General features: G+C 71.4%; 1 protein-coding gene (cut by a window edge). It reads left to right on the top strand.

The window, feature by feature from the left end:
• On the top strand, window positions 1-17,806 hold the 3' portion of the coding sequence (locus ACIHFD_RS06260; protein WP_397365849.1) for an SDR family NAD(P)-dependent oxidoreductase. The gene continues 9,596 nt to the left of window position 1, outside the view; 17,806 of the gene's 27,402 nt are visible here — the last part of the coding sequence; the start codon falls outside the window, past its left edge; it ends in the stop codon at window positions 17,804-17,806.

The raw sequence follows: 17,806 nt of genomic DNA, 5'->3' as shown, positions 1-17,806 counted from the left end.
CGCCGATGGGGTGTTCGTTCCCGCAACTCGTAAGGACCGGGATGAAGTCCGCGCCTTGATGGAGGCGCTTGGCCGGCTGCACGCCCAGGGGATCGCCGTGGACTGGACGGCGGTGCTGGCCCCGGCCAGGCATGTCGATCTGCCCACCTATGCCTTCCAGCACCAGCGGTACTGGCTGGAGTCGGGCAGAGCCGTCAGCGACGTGACCGCCGCCGGGCTGAGCGCCGTTGAGCACCCGATACTCAGCGCGGCCGTGCCCGCCCCCGACTCCGACACCCTCACGCTCACCGGGCGGCTGTCCCTGGCCACGCTGCCCTGGCTCGCCGACCACGCGGTCAACGGCACCGTGATCCTTCCCGGCACGGGCTTCCTCGAGATCGCGCTGCGGGCCGCGGCGGAGACCGAGGACTGCGAGGCGGTCTCCGAACTGGCCATCCAAGCTCCTCTCGTGATCACGCACGAGCACCCCGTACAGCTCCAGGTGGTCATCGACGGGCCGGACGACGGCGGCCGGCGTGGCATCGCCGTGTACTCCCGCCCCGAAGGCGGCGACTCCTGGCAGCGGCACGCCCAGGGCACGCTCGGCCCCGCCGCCGCCGAACCCGGCTTCGACCTCGCGCAATGGCCGCCGCTCGGGGCGCAGCCCATCGACATCGACCACCTGTACGACGACCTGGCCGTCTCGGGCCTGGAGTACGGCGAAGCCTTCCAGGGTCTGGTGAGCGCCTGGCAGCGCGACGGCGCGGTCTACGCCGAGATCGTGCTGCCCGACCAGGCGCTGACGGGCGCGGAGCGGTTCGGGTTCCACCCCGCTCTCCTGGACGCGGTGCTGCACTCCATCACGCTCGGCGATCTCCTGCCGCGTACCGAGCCGGGGCAGCCGTTCCTGCCCTTCGCCTGGTCCGGCATCTCGCCGCACGCGGTGGGCGGGACCATGGCGCGGGTCCGTACGACGGCGAAGGGCCAGGGTGAGCTGTCGCTGAGCGTCGCGGACGACACCGGCGCGCCGATCCTCACCGTGGACTCCCTGGTGGTCAGGCCCGTGACGGCCGAGCTGTCGCCCGGGAGCACGCCGTACGCGCTGGACTGGGTGACCGCGCCCGCCACCGCCGGGCCGGAGCCCGAGCGCGTGGTGGAGCTCGACGGCCTGGCCTCGCTGGGTGACGTGGAGGCGGTCCCGGACCTGGTGCTTGCCCGGGTCCCGGCCGGTGAGGGACGTATCAGGACGTACGAGGTGCTGGCGCTCGTCCAGCAGTGGCTCGCGGACGAGCGGTTCGCACAGGCCAAGCTGGCGCTGGTGACCGGTGGGGCGGTCAGCGCCGTCGAGGGCGAGGTGCCGGATCTGTCCACCGCGCCCGTCTGGGGTCTGATGCGGTCCGCCCAGTCCGAGCATGCCGGGCGGTTCGTCATCGTCGACACCGACGACCATCCCGACTCCGCGGCCGCGCTGCTGCGCGCCTGCGCGTCCGGCGAGCCGCAGGTCGCCCTGCGGCAGGGCGAGCTCCGCGTGCCGCGCATCGTTCCCGTGACCCAGACCGCGCCCGCGACCGCGTCGATGACGGTGGACGGGACCGTGCTGCTGACCGGTGGCACGGGCGAGTTGGGGGCCCTGGCCGCGCGGCGGCTCGTCACCGGGCACGGCGTACGGCACCTGCTGCTGGCGGGCCGTCGCGGTGCCGCGGCGCCCGGCGCGCAGGCGCTGGCGGACGAGCTGACCTCGCTGGGCGCGCAGGTCACCGTGGCGGCCTGTGACGTCGCCGACCGCGCCGAACTGGCCGCCCTGCTGGCCGGCATCCCAGCGGACCGGCCGCTGCAGGGTGTCGTGCACCTGGCCGGGGTCGTGGACGACGGCGCCGTGACCTCGCTGACCCCCGAGCGGATCGACCGCGTCTTCGGCCCGAAGGCGGACGCCGCCTGGCATCTGCACGAGCTCACCGATGACCTGTCGTTCTTCGTGATGTACTCGTCCGTCGCGGCCACGGTCGGCAGCGCCGGCCAGGCGAACTACGCCGCCGCGAACACGTACCTGGACGCCCTGGCCCTGCACCGGCGGGCGCAGGGTCTGCCCGCCGCCTCCTTCCAGTGGGGGCTGTGGGAGTCGGACAGCGGCATGGCCGGCGCGCTGAGCCAGGTCGACGTCGCCCGCCTCAACAGGGTCGGGCTCGCGCCGCTGCCCGTGGCCGAGGGCATGGCCCTGTTCGACGCGGGGCTCGCGCTCGACAGGGGAGTGCAGATACTCGCCCGCCTCGACACAACCGCCCTGCGCCGCCAGGACGAGATCCCCGCCGTCTTCCGTTCCCTGGTCAAGGCCCCGGCGCGCAAGCCTGCGGCCCCCAGGCAGGCGAGGGCGCGGGCCGACAAGGGCGCGCTGCTGTCGCTCATCCGTACGAGCGTCGCGCAGGTGCTCGGCCACGCCGACGCCGACTCCGTGGACATCGGGACCGCGTTCAAGGACCTCGGGTTCGACTCGCTGAGCTCCATCGAGCTGCGTAACCGGCTCAACGCCGCCACCGGGCTGAGACTGCCCGCCACGCTCCTGTTCAACTTCCCCACCCCCGACGAACTCGCCGAGCACCTGCGCGCCGAGCTCACCGGATCCTCGCGGGCCGACCAGGTGGCCGCCCAGACCGGGACCGCCGACGAGCCCATCGCGATCGTCGGCATGGCCTGCCGCTACCCCGGCGACGTGGTCTCGCCCGAGGACCTCTGGCGGCTCCTCACCCAGGGCGCCGACGCGATCACCACTTTCCCCGGCAACCGGGGCTGGGACCTGGAACGGCTGTACGACCCCGACCCCGCTCACGCGGGCACCAGCTACGCCCGAGAGGGCGGGTTCTTGCACGACGCCGACCTCTTCGACCCCGCGCTCTTCGGGATCTCGCCGCGCGAGGCCACCGCGATGGATCCGCAGCAGCGGCTGCTCCTCGAAACCTCGTGGGAGGCGATCGAGCGGGCCGGGATCAGCCCCAAGGCGATGCGCGGGAGCCGTACCGGCGTGTTCGCGGGCGTGATGTACCACGACTACGGCACGCGCCTGCCGCAGGCGCCCGAGGGGTTCGAGGGGTTCGTGCTCAACGGCAGCGCGGGCAGCATCGCCTCGGGCCGGGTCGCCTACACGTTCGGGCTGGAAGGCCCGGCCGTGACGGTGGACACGGCGTGCTCGTCGTCGCTGGTGGCGCTGCACCTGGCGGCCCAGTCCCTGCGGTCCGGCGAGTGCGATCTCGCCCTGGCCGGCGGGGTGACGGTGATGGCCACGCCCAACGTCTTCATCGAGTTCTCCCGGCAGCGCGGGCTCGCCGCGGACGGCCGGTGCAAGGCGTTCTCCGCCTCCGCCGACGGCACCGGCTGGGCCGAGGGCGCGGGCATGCTGCTGGTGGAGCGGTTGTCGGACGCCCAGCGCAACGGCCACCAGATCCTCGCCCTCGTCCGGGGCACCGCGATCAACCAGGACGGCGCCAGCAACGGCCTGACCGCCCCGAACGGCCCCTCCCAGGAGCGCGTGATCCGCCAGGCCCTGGCCAACGCCGGTCTGACGACCTCGGACGTGGACGTGGTCGAGGCCCACGGCACCGGTACGACGCTGGGCGACCCGATCGAGGCGCAGGCCATCATCGCGACCTATGGGCAGGAGCGGGACCGGCCGTTGTGGCTGGGGTCGCTGAAGTCGAACATCGGTCACACGCAGGCCGCCGCCGGGGTGGGTGGCGTGATCAAGATGGTCATGGCGATGCGGCACGGCCTCATGCCCCGGACCCTGCACGTGGACGAGCCGTCACCGCACGTGGACTGGTCGGCGGGGGCGGTCGAACTGCTGACCTCGGACCGCCCGTGGGACCTCCAGGACCGCCCGCGCCGGGCCGGAGTCTCGTCCTTCGGCGTCAGCGGCACCAACGCCCACGTGATCGTCGAGCAGGGCCCGGCCGCCGTCGAGCCCGTCAGCGAGGACGACCCGTCGATGCCCGCCGTGCCCTGGCTCATCTCGGCCAACGACCCCGCAGCGCTACGGGAGCAGGCGGGGAGGCTCGCGGACTGGGCATCGAGGGATGACGTATCGCTTGCCGAGGTCGGTAAGGCGCTTGTCTCCACGAGAGCGGTGCTGGAGCGGCGTGCGGTCGTGGTGGGTGCTGATCGTGACGAGCTGCTGGCGGGGTTGCGGGCGCTGGCCGAGGGTTCCCCGGAGGTGGCAGCTGGAGGCAGGCTGGCGTTGTTGTTCGCCGGTCAGGGAAGCCAGCGGGTCGGGATGGGCCGTCAGCTTGCTGAGGCGTTCCCGGTGTTCGCCGAGACCCTGGAGGAGATCAACCAGCTGCTGCCGATCCGAGAGGTGATGTTCAACGACCCCGATGGGGTGCTGAACGAGACCGGGATGACCCAGCCGGCGTTGTTCGCCTTCGAGGTCGCGCTGTATCGGCTGCTGGAGTCCTTCGGCATTCACGCGGATGTGCTGGTCGGGCACTCGATCGGGGAGATCGCCGCCGCGCACGTGGCCGGAGTGTTCTCGCTGGCCGATGCGTGTGCGCTGGTGGCGGCCCGGGCGCGGTTGATGCAGGCCCTGCCGACCGGCGGCGCGATGCTCGCGATCGCCGCACCCGAGGCGGAGGTTCTGCCCCTGCTGGAAGGCCAGGTCGGGATCGCGGCGGTCAACGGCCCCGCAGCCGTGGTGATCTCCGGCGACGCCGAGGCGATCACGCAGATCGAGGGGCGGGTGAGTGTTCGGACGCGCAGGTTGCGGGTCTCGCACGCTTTCCACTCGCCGTTGATGGAGCCGATGCTGGCTTCCTTCGAGGAGGCCATCTCCGGTCTGACTTTCCACGAGCCCACATTGGCGATCGTTTCCAACCTCACGGGCCGGCTGGCCGAGCCGGGGCAGCTGACCACCCCGAGCTACTGGGTGGAGCACGTGCGCCAGGCCGTGCGGTTCGCCGACGGGGTGACGGCTGCGGAGGCCGGTTGCTTCCTGGAGGTCGGCCCGGATGGAGTGCTGACGGGGCTGGCTCAGCAGAGCATCGCCGATGGTGTGTTCATCCCCGCCACGCGCAAGGACCGGGACGAGGTTCGCGCGCTGGTCGAAGCGCTCGGGCGGTTGCACACCCACGGCATCATCGTGGACTGGGACGCCTACTTCGCCTCCGTCCCCGCCCGGCACGTCGACCTGCCCACCTACGCCTTCCAGCGCCAGCGGTACTGGCTCGACGCCGGATACGCCACCGGTGACGTCGCCTCGGGCGGTGGGCTGGCGGCCGTCGAGCACCCGCTCCTGACCGCGACCGTCCCCTCTCCGGGGACCGACACCCTCACCCTCATCGGCCGCCTGTCACCGGCCACGCAGCCGTGGCTGGCCGACCACATGGTCGGCGGCCGGGTGGTCGTGCCTGGCTCGGCACAGGTGGAGCTGGCGGTACGGGCCGGGGACGAGGCCGGTTGCCCGGTGCTCGACGAGCTCACCCACCAGACCCCGATGGTCCTGCCCGAGCGGGGCACCCTCCATCTCCAGGTGGTGGTCGGAGCCGCCGACGAGTCGGGACGCCGGCCGGTGACGATCTACTCGAGGGCCGAGGACACCACGGACTGGAGCCAGAACGCCCAGGGCGTGCTGGCCCCGGCCGCCGCCGTACCCGGCTTCGATCTCACGCAGTGGCCGCCGCCCGGCGCGCAGTCCCTCGACGTGGGCACCGTCTATGAAGACCTCGCCGCGACCGGCATGGAGTACGGCGGCGCCTTCCAATGCCTCAGGGCCGCCTGGAAGAGCGACGACGCCGTCTACGCCGAGATCGCGCTGCCGGAGCACACCGAGACCCGGCGGTTCGGCCTGCACCCGGCGCTGCTCGATGCCTCCCTGCACGCCATCCCCATGTCCGGGCTGCTGCCGCAGGCCGAACCGGGACGGCCGTACATCCCCTTCGCCTGGAGCCAGGTGGCGCTGCACGCCGACGGCGCGACGGTGCTACGGGTCAGGATCGCGCCCACGGCCGGCCCCGGTGTGGTCGCCCTGACCATGGCGGACGCCGCCGGCGTGCCCGTCATGGAGGTCGGCTCGCTCACGCTGCGCCCGAGCTCCGCCGACCAGCGGACGACCGGTTCCAACAGCCTGTTCCAGATCGACTGGGTGCCGGCCGGTGGCCGTACCGCGCAGAACGACCTCCAGTACGAGATCTTCGACGTACCCGTGACCGAGGCGGGAACCCCGGAGGCGATCAGGCACGCCACCCATGCCGTGCTGGCGGCGGTGCAGGAGACGCCCGCGCGTCTGGTGATCGTCACGCACGGCGCGGTCGCGGCGACCCCGGACGACGTGCCGGACCCGGCGCAGGCGGCGGTATGGGGTCTGGTACGCGCCGCGCAGGCCGAGCAGCCGGACCGGTTCCTGCTCCTGGACGTGGACGACGACTCGACGGAGCCGGTCTCCCAGGCGCTGGCCACCGGTGAGCCCCAGGTGGCGGTACGGGCCGGCCGGCTGCTGACCCCGCGCCTCAAGCGGGCAGCAGGGCCGGTTTCGGGGCCGCTTTCGGGACCAGAGCAGTTCGGGTCCGAGGGGACCGTGCTGGTCACCGGCGGCACCGGCGGGTTGGGCGCGTTGGTGGCCCGGCATCTGGTGGTGGCGCACGAGGTCAGGCACCTGCTGCTGGTCAGCCGTCGCGGTCCGGAGGCGCCGGGCGCGGCCGAGCTGGTGTCCGAGCTCTCCGACCTGGGCGCCGAGGTGGACGTGGCCGCCTGCGACGTGGCGGACCGTGACGCTCTCGCCCGTCTGATCGCGTCTATCCCCGCCGACCGCCCGCTGACGGGTGTCGTCCACACAGCAGGTGTTCTGGATGACGGTGTCATCGCCTCCCTCACGCCGGAGCGCATCGACGCCGTCCTGTGGCCCAAGGCCGACGCGGCCTGGCACCTGCACGAGCTCACGCAGGATCTCGATCTGACCGCTTTCGTGCTGTTCTCCTCCCTGTCCGGGGTGCTGGGCAGCGCGGGCCAGGGCAACTACGCCGCCGCGAACACGTACCTGGACGTCCTGGCCCAGCGGCGCAGAGCGCAGGGCCTTCCGGCGACCTCGCTGGCCTGGGGCCTGTGGGCCACCGGCGGCATGGCGGGCGAACTGGACGAGTCCGACCTGCGCCGCCTCGAACGCGGCGGCATCACACCCCTGCCCATCGCCGACGGGCTGGCTCTGTTCGACGTCGCGGTCAACGGCGATCGCGCCGATCTGGTCCCGGCCGCGCTGAGCATGCCGGCGCTGCAGGCCCAGGCGCAGGCGGGCACGCTGCCCGCGCTCCTTCACGGGCTGGTCCGCGTGCCTGCCCGCCGTACCAGCACGACCACCACCAGCGCGAACCCGGCCGATCTCCTGCAACTGGTCCGAAGCCAGGTGGCCACGGCGCTCGGGTTCCAGAGCGGCGACGCGGTGGAGCCGACCAAACGGTTCCAGGAGTTGGGCTTCGACTCGCTGACTGCGGTGGAGTTCCGCAACCAGCTCAACGCCGCGACCGGGCTGCGGTTGCCGGCGACGTTGGTGTTCGACTTCCCGACGGCTGAGGCGGTGGCGGAGTTCCTGGCGAGTGAGTTGGGCGGTGGGCAGACCTCGCAGGCCCTGGTGACCGCCGCCTCGGTGGTGGATGAGCCGATCGCGATTGTGGGGATGGCGTGCCGGTATCCGGGGGGTGTGGTCTCGCCGGAGGGTCTGTGGGAGCTGGTGTTCTCGGGTCAGGATGCGGTTGGGGAGTTCCCGGTTGATCGGGGTTGGGATCTGGAGAGGTTGTATGACCCGGATCCGGACAGCCGTGGGACGTCGTATGCGCGGCATGGCGGGTTCTTGTATGACGCGGCGGAGTTCGATTCGGGATTTTTCGGGATTTCGCCGCGTGAGGCGTTGGCGATGGATCCGCAGCAGCGGTTGCTGCTGGAGACCTCGTGGGAGGCGGTTGAGCGGGCGGGGATCGATCCGACGGGGTTGCGGGGGAGTCGGACGGGTGTGTTCGCCGGGGTCATGTACCACGACTACGCGCCCCAGCTCTCGGCCGTGCCCGGCGAGCTGGAAGGGCTCATCGGCACCGGCAGCTCCGGCAGCATCGCCTCCGGCCGGGTGAGCTACACCATGGGCCTGGAAGGTCCGGCCGTGACCGTGGACACGGCATGCTCGTCCTCCCTGGTGGCGCTGCACCTGGCGGTACAGGCCCTGCGATCGGGCGAATGCGACCTGGCGCTGGCCGGCGGCGTCACCGTGATGGCCACACCGAGCACCTTCATCGAGTTCTCCCGGCAACGGGGCCTGTCGCCGGACGGGCGCTGCAAGGCGTTCTCGGCCGCCGCTGATGGCACCGGCTGGGGTGAAGGTGCCGGCATGCTGCTGGTGGAGCGGCTGTCGGACGCCCAGCGCAACGGTCATCGGGTGTTGGCGATGGTTCGGGGCTCGGCGATCAACCAGGACGGCGCCAGCAACGGCCTGACCGCGCCGAACGGCCCTTCCCAGCAGCGGGTGATCCGCCAGGCGCTGGCGAACGCCGGGCTGTCGACCGGGGACGTGGACGTGGTCGAGGCACATGGCACCGGGACCGCTCTGGGTGACCCGATCGAGGCCCAGGCGCTCCTTGCGACGTACGGCCAGGACCGGGACCAGCCGCTCTGGCTGGGGTCGATCAAGTCGAACATCGGCCACGCGCAGGCCGCGGCGGGCGTCGCGGGCGTGATCAAGATGGTCATGGCGATGCGGAACGGGGTTCTGCCGCAGACGTTGCACGTGGACGAGCCGTCGCCGCATGTGGATTGGTCGGCCGGTGCCGTTGAGCTGCTGACCGAGGCGCAGCCGTGGCAGGAGAACGGGCATGCGCGTCGTGCGGCAATCTCTTCGTTCGGGATCAGCGGTACGAACGCCCATGTCGTGCTGGAGGAGCCTCCCGCTTCGACAACCGAGACCGGTGGCGCGGAGTTGCCGGTGGTGCCGTGGCTGGTGTCCGCCAAGGACCCGCAGGCGCTTCAGGCTCAGGCGGCTCAACTGGAGTCGTGGCTGTCGGCGCGGCCGTCGCTCTCGGTGTCGGACGCTGCTTGGTCGTTGGCCACGGGGCGGGCGGTCCTGGAGCAGCGTGCGGTCGTGGTGGGCGCTGACCGTGACGAACTGCTGGCCGGGTTGCGGGCGCTGGCTGAAGGTTCCCCGGAGGTGGCAACTGGAGGCAGGCTGGCGTTGCTGTTCGCCGGTCAAGGCAGCCAGCGGGTCGGCATGGGCCGACAGCTCGCTGAGGCGTTCCCGGTGTTCGCCGAGACGCTGGAGGAGATCAACCAGCTCCTGCCGGTCCGAGAGGTGATGTTCGATGACCCCGATGGGGTGTTGAACGAGACGGGGATGACTCAGCCGGCGTTGTTCGCCTTCGAGGTTGCGTTGTATCGGCTGCTGGAGTCCTTTGGCATCCGCGCGGATGTGCTGGTCGGGCATTCGATCGGGGAGATTGCCGCCGCGCACGTGGCCGGAGTGTTCTCGCTGGCCGATGCGTGTGCGCTGGTGGCGGCTCGGGCGCGGTTGATGCAGGCTCTGCCGACCGGTGGCGCGATGTTGGCGATCGCCGCACCTGAGGCGGAGGTTCTGCCCCTGCTGGAGGGCCAGGTCGGGATCGCAGCGGTCAACGGCCCCGCAGCGGTGGTGATCTCCGGAGATGCCCAAAAGATCGCTGAGATCGAGGGCCGGGTGAGCGTTCGGACGCGCAGGTTGCGGGTCTCGCACGCCTTCCATTCCCCGCTGATGGAGCCGATGCTTGCCGACTTCGAGCAGGCCATCTCCGGTCTGACCTACCACGAGCCCACTCTCGCGATCGTTTCCAACCTCACCGGCCAACTGGCCGAGCCGGGCCAGCTGACCACCCCGACCTATTGGGTGGAGCACGTGCGCCAGGCGGTGCGGTTCGCCGACGGGGTGACGGCTGCGGAGGCCGGTTGCTTCCTGGAGGTCGGCCCGGATGGGGTTCTGACGGGACTGGCTCAGCAGAGCATCGCCGATGGTGTGTTCGTTCCCGCCACGCGCAAGGACCGGGATGAGGTTCGCGCGCTGGTCGAAGCGCTCGGTCGGTTGCACACCCACGGCATTGCCGTGGACTGGACGGCGGTGCTGACCCCGGCCAGGCACGTCGATCTGCCCACCTACGCCTTCCAGCGGGAGCGGTACTGGGTGCCCGCTGCACAGGACACCGGCGATGTGGACGCCGCCGGGCTGGGTGCCATCGATCACCCCGTACTCCGTGCCGCCATCTCGGCGCCGGACTCCGACACTCACACCTTCACGGGTCGGTTGTCGCTGATAACGCAGCCCTGGCTGGCCGATCACCAGGTCAACGGCCGGGTGGTGGTGCCGGGTGCGGCGCTGGTGGAGCTGGCGGTGCGGGCCGGGCATGAGCTGGACTGCCCGCAGTTGCGAGAGCTGACCATCCAGGCGCCGTTGCTGGTGCCTGCCGAGGGCGGCGTGCACATCCAGCTGGTCGCCGGACCATCCGATGAGACAGGCGCGCGTCCGGTGAGCATCCATTCCCGCAGCAGCCAGGCGGGGGAGTGGGTGCAGCACGCGCAAGGCCTGCTCGTCGACCAGGCCGAGGAGCCGGTGTTCGACCTGGCTCAATGGCCCCCGGCCGGAGCAACTGCGATTGACGTCGAGCAGCTGTACGACGACCTGGCCGCCAGCGGACTGGAGTACGGGCCGCTCTTCCAAGGCTTGACCACCGCCTGGCAGCAGGGAAGCACGGTGTTCGCCGAGATCACGCTGCCGGAGCAGGCGCGCGCCGAGGCGGGCCGGTTCGGTTTGCACCCGGCCTTGCTGGACGCGTCCCTGCACGCGGCCGCGTTGGGCGACGTGGTGCCGAGAGCGGAAGCCGGGCGGCCGTATCTCCCGTTCGCCTGGAGCGGGGTGTCGCTGCACGCGGCCGGCGCGAGCGGCCTGCGCGTCAAGGTGAGCAAGGCCGGCGAGGCGAGCATCACGTTGAGCATCGCCGACGACACCGGCGCGCCGGTGGCCGAGGTCAACGCGCTCACCTTGCGAGCTCTGTCCGCCACCGAACTCAGCGCGTCCGAGACCCAGGGCTTGCTGCACCAGCTCGACTGGGAGGCGGTCCCGACAGCTCCCGCGCAAGAGGCGCACCGGTGGGTCGTGCTTGGGTCCGATGACCTGGGCACGGGGACCGAGACCCGGTCGGATCTGGCCTCCGTTCAGCCGCCCGAGGCGGTCCTGGTCGCGTGCCCGGCCGCCGGCCAGGACGTGCACGCCACGACCCACGCGACGCTGGAGCTGGTCCAGGAGTGGCTCGCCGACGACCGCCTGGCCTCGTCCCGGCTGGTCGTCGTCACGCGTGACGCGGTGGCGGTCGGTCCGGAGGATGCGCCGGATCCGGCCCAGGCGGCGGTGTGGGGCCTGGTACGGGCCGCGCAGGCCGAGCAGCCCGGCCGGTTCACGCTGCTGGACCTGGACGCGGAGCCGCTGCGCGCAGAGATGATCGACCAGGTCCTGGCCACGGGCGAGGCCCAACTGGCCGTCCGAGCCGGTCAACTGCTGACCCCGCGCCTCAAGCGGGCAGCAGGCCCGGTTTCGGAGCCGGAGCAACTCAGCGGACCGCTGTTCGGGGCCGAGGGGACTGTGCTGGTCACCGGTGGCACCGGCGGGTTGGGCGCGTTGGTGGCCCGGCATCTGGTGGTCGCGCACGAGGTCAGGCACCTGCTGCTGGTCAGCCGTCGGGGCTTGGAGGCGCCCGGTGCCGCCGCACTCGTGGTCGAGCTGGCCGAGCACGGCGCGAACGTGTCGGTGGCCGCCTGCGACGTCGGCGACCGAGACGCCCTCGCCCGCCTGATCACCTCGATTCCCGCCGAGCACCCGCTGATGGGTGTCGTCCACACGGCAGGTGTTCTGGATGACGGTGTCATCGCCTCCCTCACGCCGGAGCGCATCGACGCCGTCCTGCGGCCGAAGGCCGACGCGGCCTGGCACCTGCACGAGCTCACGCGGGATCTCGATCTGACCGCGTTCGTGCTGTTCTCCTCGGTCGCCGGGGTGCTGGGCAGCGCGGGCCAGGGCAACTACGGCGCGGCCAACGCATATTTGGATGCGCTGGCGCACGACCGCAGAGCGCAGGGTCTCCCGGCCACCTCGCTGGCCTGGGGTGTCTGGGCCACCGACGGTATGGCCGGCGAGCTCAAGGAATCCGACCTGCGCCGCATGGAACGCGCAGGCGTGAAGCCGCTGTCCATCGACGACGGGCTCGCACTCTTCGACACCGCAGTGTCGTCCGGGCAGGCGCTGCTGATCCCCGCACGGTTCGTACAAACCCGGACCAACGGGCGCACCCCCGTGCGTCGTGCCGGCAGCGCCAACGGCCTCGCCCAGCGTCTGACCGCGCTGGACCCGGCCGAACGCCGAGCGATGCTGACAGACCTGGTCCGCGGCAGCGCGGCCACGGTACTCGGGTTCGCAGACGGGTCCGCCATCGACCGGCAACGCCAGTTCCAGGATCTCGGCTTCGACTCGCTGACCGCGGTCGAGTTCCGCAACCAGCTCAACGCGGCCACCGGACTTCAGCTCCCGGCCACCCTCATCTTCGACTACCCGACGGCTGAGGCGGTGGCGGAGTTCCTGGCGGGTGAGCTGGTCGGCGGGCAGACCTCGCAGGTCGTGGCGGCCACCACGACGGCGACGGACGAGCCGATCGCGATCGTGGGGATGGCGTGCCGGTATCCGGGTGGCGTGACCTCGCCGGAGGGCCTGTGGGAGCTGGTGGCGCAGGCTCGGGACGCGATCGGAGACTTCCCGACCGATCGCGGCTGGGATGTTGAAGGGGTGTACGGGCCGGAGCCCGGCACGCCGGGCAAGACTTACACGCGCCTGGGCGGGTTCCTGTACGACGCCGCCGAGTTCGACCCTGTGTTCTTCGGAATTTCGCCGCGTGAGGCGTTGGCGATGGATCCGCAGCAGCGGTTGTTGCTGGAGGCCTCGTGGGAGGCGGTTGAGCGGGCGGGGATCGATCCGACGGGGTTGCGGGGGAGCCGGACGGGTGTGTTCGCCGGGGTCATGTACCACGACTACGGGTTGGGGACTCCGGCGAACAGCAGCGGTGGGAGTTTGGTGTCGGGTCGGGTCTCTTACACGTTGGGGTTGGAGGGCCCGGCGGTGACCGTGGACACCGCTTGCTCGTCGTCGTTGGTGGCGTTGCATTGGGCTGCTCAGGCGTTGCGGTCGGGGGAGTGTGATCTGGCGCTGGCCGGTGGTGTGACGGTGATGTCGACGCCGGGGATGTTCATCGAGTTTTCGCGGCAGCGGGGGCTGGCGGCGGATGGGCGGTGCAAGGCGTTCTCGGCCTCGGCGGATGGCACGGGCTGGGGTGAGGGTGTCGGTGTGCTGCTGGTGGAGCGGCTGTCGGACGCTCAGCGCAATGGGCATCAGGTGCTGGCGGTCCTCAAGGGATCGGCGATCAACCAGGACGGTGCGAGCAACGGGATCACGGCCCCGAACGGTCCTTCGCAGCAGCGGGTGATCCGGCAGGCGCTGGCGAACGCCGGGTTGTCGGCCGCCGATGTGGACGTGGTCGAGGCGCACGGGACTGGTACGACGCTGGGTGACCCGATCGAGGCTCAGGCTTTGCTCGCGACCTACGGCCAGGAACGGGACCAGCCGCTGTGGCTCGGTTCGCTGAAGTCCAACATCGGTCACACGCAGGCTGCAGCCGGTGTGGGCGGCGTGATCAAGATGGTCATGGCCATGCGGAACGGGGTTCTGCCGCAGACCTTGCATGCGGACGAGCCTTCGCCGCACGTGGACTGGACGGCGGGCGCGGTCCGGCTGCTCACCGACGCGCAGCCGTGGGAGCAGAACGGGCACGCCCGTCGTGCGGCAATCTCTTCGTTCGGGATCAGCGGTACAAACGCCCATGTCGTGCTGGAGGAGCCTCCCGCGCCGACAATCGAGACCGGTGGCGCGGAGCCACGGGTGGTGCCATGGCTGATCTCCGCGAGGAGTCGCGAAGCCCTTCAGGTTCAGGCGTCTCGACTGGCGTCGTGGCTGGAGGAGCGGCCGGAGCTGAAGACGACCGATGCCGCTTGGTCGTTGGCCACGGGGCGGGCCGTGTTGGATCAGCGTGCGGTCGTGGTGGGTGCTGACCGTGATGAGCTGCTGGCCGGGTTGCGGGCGCTGGCCTCGGATGGGGTTTCCGAGAGTGGCTCTGGTGGCAGGCTGGCGCTGTTGTTCGCCGGCCAAGGAAGCCAGCGGGTCGGCATGGGCCGTCAGCTCGCCGAAGCGTTCCCGGTCTTCGCCGAGACGCTGGAGGAGATCAACCAGCTGCTCCCGGTCCGTGAGGTGATGTTCGACGACCCGGATGGGGTGTTGAACGAGACGGGCATGACCCAGCCGGCGCTGTTCGCCTTCGAGGTCGCCTTGTATCGGCTGCTGGAGTCCTTCGGCATCCGCGCCGATGTGCTGGTCGGGCATTCGATCGGGGAGATCGCCGCCGCGCACGTGGCGGGGGTGTTCTCGCTGGCGGATGCGTGTGCGCTGGTGGCGGCTCGGGCGCGGTTGATGCAGGCCCTGCCGACCGGCGGTGCGATGCTCGCGATCGCGGCACCCGAGGCGGAGGTTCTGCCGCTGCTGGAGGGTCGGGTGGGGATCGCGGCGGTCAACGGTCCGGCTGCGGTGGTGGTCTCCGGTGATGCCGAGGCGATCGCTGAGATCGAGGGGCGGGTGAGTGTTCGGACGCGCAGGTTGCGGGTCTCGCACGCTTTCCACTCGCCGTTGATGGAGCCGATGCTGGCTTCCTTCGAGGAGGCCATCTCCGGTCTGACCTACCACGAGCCCACTCTCGCGATCGTCTCCAACCTCACCGGTCGGCTGGCCGAGCCGGGCCAGCTCACCCGTCCCGGTTACTGGGTGGAGCACGTGCGGCAGGCCGTGCGGTTCGCCGACGGGGTGACGGCTGCGGAGGCTGGCTGCTTCCTGGAAGTAGGTCCGGACGGGGTGCTGACCGGGCTGGCTCAGCAGAGCATCGCCGATGGGGTGTTCGTTCCCGCGACTCGTAAGGACCGGGATGAAGTCCGCGCCTTGATGGAGGCGCTTGGCCGGCTGCACACCCACGGCATCGCCGTGGACTGGACGGCGGTGCTGGCTCCGGGCAGGCACGTCGATCTGCCCACCTATGCCTTCCAGCACCAGCGGTACTGGGTGCCGGCCAGTCTGGAGTCCGGTGATGTGGACGCCGCCGGGCTGGGCGCCATCGAGCATCCGATGTGGAGTGCGATGACCGAGGTGGCCGGTGGCGCGTCGGTCATCCTCACCGGCCGCCTGTCTCTCACCTCCCAGCCCTGGCTGGCCGATCACCAGGTCAACGGCCGGGTGGTGGTGCCGGGTGCGGCGCTGGTGGAGCTGGCCGTGCGGGCCGGGCATGAGCTGGACTGCCCGCAACTGCGGGAGCTGACCATCCAGGCGCCGTTGCTGGTGCCGGCCGAGGGCGGCGTGCACATCCAGCTGGTCGCCGGACCATGCGACGAGTCAGGCACCCGCCCCATAAGCATCCATTCCCGCAGCAACCAGGCCGCGGAGTGGGTGCAGCACGCCCAAGGCCTGCTCGCCGACCAGGCCGAGGAGCCGATGTTCGACCTCGCTCAATGGCCTCCGGCCGGGGCGGCTCCGGTTGACGTCGAGCAGCTGTATGACGACCTGGCCGCGGATGGGTTGGAGTACGGGCCGCTGTTCCAGGGACTGACTGCGGCCTGGCGGCACGGAAGCACGGTCTTCGCCGAGATCACGCTGCCGGAGCAGGCGCACGCCGAGGCGGGCCGGTTCGGTTTGCACCCGGCTCTGCTGGACGCGTCCCTGCACGCGGCCGCGTTGGGCGACGTGGTGCCGCGACCGGAGGCAGGACGCCCGTATCTCCCGTTCGCCTGGAGCGGGGTGTCGCTGCACGCGGCAGGTGCGAGCGGCCTGCGCGTCAAGGTGAGCAAGGCCGGCGAGGCGAGCATCACGTTGAGCATCGCCGACGAGAGCGGCGCGCCGGTGGCAGAGATCGGCACCCTGGCCCTGCGTGCCCTGTCCACCACCGAGAACCGAAGCTCGCTGCACCAGCTCGACTGGATCGCGATCCCGCCCGCGGCCGGCTCGCAAGCACCGCAGTGGGCCGTGCTGGGTCCCGACGGCTTGGGCACCGGCGCGCGGACGTATCCCGACCTGGCCTCGATTCAGCCGGTGGAGGCGGTCCTGGTCGCGTGCCCGGCCGCCGGCCAGAACGTGCACGCCACGACCCACGCGACGCTGGAGCTGGTCCAGGAGTGGCTCGCCGACGACCGCCTGGCCTCGTCCCGGCTGGTCGTCGTCACCCACGGCGCGGCGGTCGCGACCGCGGACGACGTACCGGATGCGGCGCAGGCGGCGGTCTGGGGTCTGGTACGGGCCGCGCAGGCCGAGCAGCCGGGCCGGTTCGTGCTGCTGGACCTGGACGGTGACACACCTGAAGACGTGATCGGCCGGGCGCTGGCGTCGGGCGAGTCCCAACTCGCGGTGCGGGCGGGCGAGCTATGGGCACCGCGCCTGGGCCGGGCCACGGATCTGGAGGATCAGAGCCCGGTGTTCGGCCCGGAGGGCACGGTGCTGGTCACCGGTGGCACGGGCGGGCTGGGCGCATTGGTGGCCCGCCACCTCGTCACCGAACACGAGGTCAGACGCCTGCTGCTGGTCAGCCGTCGCGGCCCGGAGGCACCGGGCGCGGCCGAGCTGGTCGCCGAGCTCTCGGAACTCGGTGCCGAGGTGGAGGTGGCCGCCTGCGACGTGGCCGACCGCGAGGCGCTGTTCGGGGTGGTGGCCTCGGTGGCGGACTCGCTGACCGGGGTGGTGCACACGGCCGGCGTCCTGGACGACGGCGTGATCACCTCCCTGTCGGGCGAGCGGCTGGACGCGGTGCTGCGGCCCAAGGCCGACGCCGCCTGGCACCTGCACGAGCTCACGCGAGGGCTCGACCTGACCGCGTTCGTGCTGTTCTCCTCGCTGGCCGGCGTGCTGGGCAGCGCGGGCCAGGGCAACTACGCCGCCGCCAACGCGTACCTGGACGCCCTGGCGCACCACCGCAGAGCCCAGGGTCTCCCGGCGACCTCCCTCGCCTGGGGCCTCTGGACGACCAGCGGCATGGCGGGCGAGCTGACCGAGACCGACCTGCGCCGCATGGAACGCGCGGGCGTGCAGCCCCTGACCACTGAGGAGGGATTGGAACTCCTCGACCTCGGCGTCCGCTCCGGCCGCGCAGCTCTGGTCCCCGCGAAGTTCACCAAGGCCGGGACCCGTACCCGGCCACGCCGTGTCCGCCCGGCCCAGGGACTGGCGGAACGGCTGGCCACGATGGAGCCGGACCAGCTGCAGGACACCCTGTCGGAACTCGTCAGAGGCCAGGTCGCGGCGGTGCTCGGGTTCGCCGACGGGTCGGCGATCGAGCCGGGGCGCCAGTTCCAGGATCTCGGCTTCGACTCCCTGACCGCGGTCGAACTCCGCAACCAGCTCAACGCGGCCACCGGACTTCAGCTCCCGGCCACGCTCATCTTCGACTATCCGACTCCCCACGACCTGACGCGATTCGTACTGGAGCAGCTCTTCCCGGCCGCCGCGGCCAGGACGGCCGGGCCCGCCGCGGTCCGGAGCGACGCCGAGGTGCGGCAGCTCCTGACGACCATCCCGATCTCACGGCTACGTGAGGCCGGGCTGCTGGACAGCCTGTTCCGCCTAGCCGGCCCGGAGGAGGACGGAGAGACGAACGGCAGGACCGAGGAGATCGACAGCATGGACGCCGACCTCCTGATTCAGCTCGCCCTTGAAGGCGGGAGTTCCTAG

The organism is Nonomuraea sp. NPDC051941, from assembly GCF_044593615.1.
This window is presented reverse-complemented; position numbering and strand designations above follow the sequence as displayed.